Below are 3,478 nucleotides of genomic sequence, written 5' to 3' on the forward strand. Positions count from 1 at the left end.
CGGGGGGCCGCGGTCGGTGTGGGGGACCCCGCCCCGGTGCCGCAGGGGCGCCCCTTTGGTGGCACTCCTACGCGCGGGGGGGGGTGGGGGGGGCGCCCCCCCCACGAGGGGGAGATGACCGGCGGCGAGGGGGAGATGTGACGCCGGATGTTCATACTTCGGAATAGATCCCAGATCCATGTGCTTGCATGAAAGTGGAACGTCCACGGTGGATCCCCACGGGGACGCCTTTTTGTTTTCAAGGAGCAGGACACATGACTGACCGCACCATCGGCTACATCGTCGGCAGCATCTCGTCGACGTCGATCAACCGTCGCCTCGCAAAGGCGCTCGAACGCCTCGCCCCCGAGGGCACGACCCTCGTCGAGATCCCGATCGCGGACCTCCCGTTCTACTCGCCCGACTTCGACGCCGACTACCCGCAGGTCGCGCGCGACTTCAAGAAGGCGATCGAGGACGCCGACGGCATCCTCATCATCACGCCCGAGTACAGCCGCTCCATCCCCGGCGTGCTCAAGAACGCCCTCGACTGGGCCGCGCGCCCGTGGGGCCAGGGCTCGTTCAACGGCAAGCCCACCGCCGTCATCGGAACGTCGGGCGGCGGCATCGCCACCGCGGCCGCGCAGCAGCACCTGAAGGCGATCCTCAGCCACTTCAACGCGCCGACGCTCGGCCAGCCCGAGGGCTACGTGCAGACCACCCCGGGTCTGTTCACCGAGACCGGCGAGGTCACCAACGAGCAGACCGCCGAGTTCCTCGTCGCGTACCTCGAGGCCTTCGGCGCCCTGATCGAGCGTTACGCCCCGGTCGCCGTCGCGGCCTGACACCCTCGTGGACCGGCGCGCGCCGGTCCTGTTCCAGCAGACGGATGCCTCGGCCCTGCGCCCCTTGCGGGTCAGGGTCGAGGCATCCGTCGTATTCTGGCGACTCGCCACGATCCGCGGCTGAGGCGTCCGTTTCTGGCGACTCGCCGAGATCCGCGGCTCAGGCCAGGCCGTGGCGGTGCGCGTACACGACCGCGGCGACCCGGTCACGGGCGCCGAGCTTCTGCAGCACGTTCGACACGTGCGTCTTGACGGTCGCTTCGCCGATGTACAGGCGCTGCGCGATCTCGGCGTTGCTCATCGCCTGGGCCACGAGCCGCAGCACCTCGGCCTCGCGCTCGGTGAGGTCGCCGATCGGGCGCTCGCCCTGGGGCGGTACGACGGCGGGGACGGATGCCGCGGGCACCGGCGCCGCCGCGAACCGCGCGATGACGCGTCGGGTGACCCCGGGGGCGAGCAGGGCGTCCCCGGCGGCGGCGACGCGTACCGCCGAGATGAGCTCCTCGGGCCCGGCGTTCTTGAGCAGGAACCCGCTGGCCCCGGCGGCCAGCGCGTCGAACAGGTAGTCGTCGCGGTCGAACGTCGTCACGACCACCACGGCCGATCCGATCGCGGCATCCCCGACGATGCGCCGCGTCGCCTCGAGCCCGTCCATGTCGGGCATCTGCACGTCCATGCAGATCACGTCGGGGCGGAGGGCGGATGCCGCCGACACCGCCTGAACGCCTGTCGAGGCCTCGCCGACCACCGTGATGTCGCCCGAGGATTCGAGGATCATCCGGAAGCCGGCGCGCATGACGGCGTGGTCGTCGACGAGCAGCACGCGGATCGGCGCGCTCATGCGATCGCCTCGGCGTGGACGAGCGGCACGCGCAGCCGCACCAGGAACCCGCCCCGCGACCGAGGCCCGGTCTCCAGCTCGCCGCCAGAGGCCGCAGCACGCTCACGCATGCCGACCAGGCCCAGCCCCGGCCGCATCGGCGCGGTGACGACGCGCCCGGTGTTGACGACCTCCAGCTCGACGGCGTCGTCGCCGTACCGCAGCCGCACGTCGGCGGCGGCATCGGGACCGCCGTGGCGGCGGGCGTTCGTGAGCGCCTCCTGCGCGACGCGGTAGACGTTCACCTGCACGAGGTCGGGGAGCGGCACCGGGTCGCCGACGACCGTGAGCGTCGTGGGCAGGCCGTTGTCGTTCGCGTGTGCGACGAGGTCGGGCAGGGCCGACAGGTGAACGGTCGACCCGGCGTCCGCGTCGGTCGCAGACGTGCGCAGCGTCTCGAGCAGCTGACGCAGCTCGACCAGCGCCGAGCGCGCCGACGACTCGACGCCGAGGAGCGCCGCGCGGGCGGCATCCGGATCCCGGTCCAGCACCGCTCTGGCCGCGCCCGCCTGCACGCCCATCGCCGACACGTGGTGCGCGACGACGTCGTGCAGCTCGCGGGCGATGCGCACCCGGTCGAGGGCGACGGCCTGGGCGGCGGTCACCTCGCGCTCGAGTTCGAGTTCGCGCGTGCGCTGTTCGAGGGCGCCGCGCTCGAGTGCCGCGGCGTAGGCGCGATCGCCCATGTAGTACGCGCCGCCGAAGAACGCCGCGTTGATGAGCAGCTGGATCAGCAGCATGGCCGCGAACGGCGAGAAGAGCCCGGCCTGCGAGAGCGCCTCGTCGGACGGGTCTATCGCGGACTGGAACATCGTGATGAGCAGCCACACGAACATGCCCACGATCACCGCCGCACGCACCCACATCGCGCGACGGCGGTCGTCGACCCAGGCGCCGACGGTGTACATCGCTATGAACATCGAGACGTTGCCGACGTACAGGTCGGGGATGCGGAACGTCACGCCCACGAAGAACACGACGGCGACGACGACCACCACGATCTCGGCGTGCCCGCGGCGCACGGCGAGCGGGGCCGTCAGGGCGAGCGCATAGAGCAGTGCCCACTGCAGACCGTGCGTGGCGTCGGCGCCGTAGACGCCGGCGACGGATCCGAGGGCGCTGCTCAGGACGGCGGAGAGGAACAGTCCCGCCGCGAGCCAGACGTCGCCCCGCAGTTCGCGCGGGGTTGGCGGCGTGCGCCGGAGCGGGTGGGCGGGCGGCGGGGTGGGCATGCCTCCACGGTACGGATCCCTGCGGGTCGCGGCATCCGCCTCACGGGGGAGAGGAATCTGTTACTTGCTATTGACAAGCGAACTTGTTTTTTGCAACCATCGATTCGTCGGGAGTTCCGGCACACCGAGACGGGCACAAGGAGCAGGGCAATGACGCACATCTTCGTCAACATCCAGACGAGCGACCTCGAACGGTCCAAGGCCTTCTACACGGCGCTGGGTGCGAGCATCAACCCGCAGTTCACCGACGAGAACGCGGCCTGCATCGTGTGGGACGACAACGTCTACTTCATGGCGGTCACCGAGGCCTACTTCGCGACCTTCACCGACAAGCAGATCGTCCCCTCGCGCGGACAGGCCCAGGTGCTCATCGCGCTCAGCCGCGACTCCCGCGAGGACGTCGACAAGGCCATCGCCGCCGGCGTGGCGGCGGGCGGCGTCGAGCCGAGCGAGCCCAAGGACTACGGCTTCATGTACAGCCGCGACCTCGACGACCCCGACGGCAACGGCGTGGAGTTCTTCTTCATGGAGCCGCAGGCCGT

General features: G+C 70.6%; 4 protein-coding genes. 2 read left to right on the top strand and 2 right to left on the bottom strand.

The annotated features are described in order from the left end of the window. The first annotated feature begins 254 nt into the window (after nucleotides 1-254). Nucleotides 255-824 (top strand): NADPH-dependent FMN reductase, encoded by a 570-nt coding sequence (locus tag ACTHNQ_RS12810; RefSeq protein ID WP_018173403.1) that lies wholly within the window; start codon nucleotides 255-257, stop codon nucleotides 822-824. Nucleotides 825-984: 160 nt separating this feature from the next. Here the strand turns inward: ACTHNQ_RS12810 and ACTHNQ_RS12815 are convergent, their stop codons facing one another. Beyond that, on the bottom strand, nucleotides 985-1,665 hold the full coding sequence (locus ACTHNQ_RS12815; RefSeq protein WP_440333905.1) for a response regulator: 681 nt from the start codon (nucleotides 1,663-1,665) through the stop codon (nucleotides 985-987). Next, nucleotides 1,662-2,936, bottom strand: coding sequence for a sensor histidine kinase (locus ACTHNQ_RS12820; RefSeq protein ID WP_440333906.1), 1,275 nt, complete (start codon nucleotides 2,934-2,936; stop codon nucleotides 1,662-1,664). Before ACTHNQ_RS12820 ends, ACTHNQ_RS12815 begins: the two co-directional genes overlap by 4 nt. Nucleotides 2,937-3,086: 150 nt before the next feature. On the opposite strand from ACTHNQ_RS12820, the gene ACTHNQ_RS12825 reads away from it, so the two are divergent. After that, nucleotides 3,087-3,478, top strand: a 392-nt coding sequence (locus ACTHNQ_RS12825) for a VOC family protein (protein WP_440333907.1), incomplete at its 3' end; no start/stop codon positions are given.

Origin of the sequence: Microbacterium sp., assembly GCF_051953575.1 — a bacterium.
GTDB lineage: Bacteria > Actinomycetota > Actinomycetes > Actinomycetales > Microbacteriaceae > Microbacterium.